This is a genomic window from Streptomyces sp. NPDC086080 (genome assembly GCF_044540255.1).
In the GTDB taxonomy this organism is placed as follows: Bacteria; Actinomycetota; Actinomycetes; order Streptomycetales; family Streptomycetaceae; genus Streptomyces.
Genome location: NZ_JBITRU010000103.1, coordinates 1 through 1,534, shown reverse-complemented (window position 1 = coordinate 1,534; position 1,534 = coordinate 1). Strand labels below are relative to the sequence as shown.

General features: G+C 70.9%; 1 pseudogene. It reads left to right on the top strand.

From position 1 onward, the window contains the following. Window positions 1-103 precede the first annotated feature (103 nt). A pseudogene (gene istA / locus ACIF9R_RS38255) lies at window positions 104-1,371 on the top strand (IS21 family transposase). The last annotated feature ends 163 nt before the right edge of the window (window positions 1,372-1,534 follow it).

The following is a 1,534-nucleotide window of genomic DNA, read 5'->3' as shown; positions in this document are numbered from 1 at the left end:
TGTCGGCGACGGATGAAAACTGACCGCTGAACGGCGGATCAACGGTGACCCACCTCGCGATCGTCCGATCATCCTGATCTTCATTGAGGGTCAGGAGGAGAGGGTGATTTCCGTGGAGGACTGGGCTGAGATCCGCCGGCTGCACCGGGCCGAGCAGATGCCGATCCGGGCGATCGCCCGTCACCTGGGGATCTCGAAGAACACGGTGAAACGCGCCCTGGCCACCGACCGGCCGCCGGTCTACCAGCGTCCGCTGAAGGGCTCGGCGGTGGACGCGCCGTCGAACCCGCCATCCGCGAGCTGCTCAAGCAGACCCCGACGATGCCCGCCACCGTGATCGCCGAGCGGATCGGCTGGGAACGCGGGCTGACCATCCTCAAGGAACGTGTACGCGAACTGCGCCCGGCCTACCTTCCCGTGGACCCGGTCTCCCGGACCGTCTACCAGCCCGGTGAGCTCGCCCAGTGCGATCTGTGGTTCCCTCCGGCCGACATCCCGCTCGGCTACGGCCAGTCGGGCAGGCCACCGGTGCTGGTCATCGTCTCCGGCTACTCGCGTGTGATCACCGCCCGGATGCTGCCCTCCCGGCAGACCGGCGACCTGATCGACGGCCACTGGCACCTGCTCACCGCCTGGGGCGCCGTCCCGAAGACGCTGGTCTGGGACAACGAGGCAGGCGTCGGGAAAGGCAGGCTGACCAGCGAGTTCGCCGCGTTCGCCGGTCTGCTCGCCGTCAGGGTGCACCTCTGCCGCCCCCGCGACCCGGAAGCCAAGGGCCTGGTCGAGCGCGCGAACGGATACCTGGAGACCAGCTTCCTTCCCGGCCGCACGTTCACCGGCCCCGACGACTTCAACACCCAGCTCGCAGCCTGGCTGAAGATCGCCAATCGGCGACAGCACCGGATCATCGGCACCCGGCCGGTGGACCGCTGGGAGGCCGACCGCGCCGAGATGCTGCCGATCCCACCCGTTGCCCCGCCCCACTGGTGGCCCTCTCGCACCCGCCTCGGACGCGACCACTACGTCCGCGTCGACACCAACGACTACTCCGTCCACCCCCGGGCGATCGGCAGGATGGTGACGGTCCGTGCCGACACCGAGGAGATCACCGTGACCTGCGGCGACGATGTGGTGGCCCGCCATGCCCGCTGCTGGGCCAGACACCAGTCGATCACCGATCCCGAGCACGCGGCCGCGGCCCGGGCCCTGCGCGGTGAGGTGATCCACCAGCAGGCCGCCCGAGCCGCCACCGCCAAAGCCGCGGCCCTGGCCCCCGACAGCCTCGGCATCGAGGTCGAACAACGCGAGCTGGGCAGCTACGACCGCGTGTTCACCCTCATCGAGGGCGGCGGCGGGAAGGAGGACACCTGATGGCCCGCACCACCGCTCCCGCGAGAACGCACCCCACGGCCGACGCGGGCAAGCCCGACGGCCCCGGAGCCCGCACCGGCCGGCAGACCGCCGCCGACCTGGCCTTCCTCGCCCGAGCCATGAAGGCCCCGGCCCTGCTGGACGCCGCCGAGCGCCTGGCCGA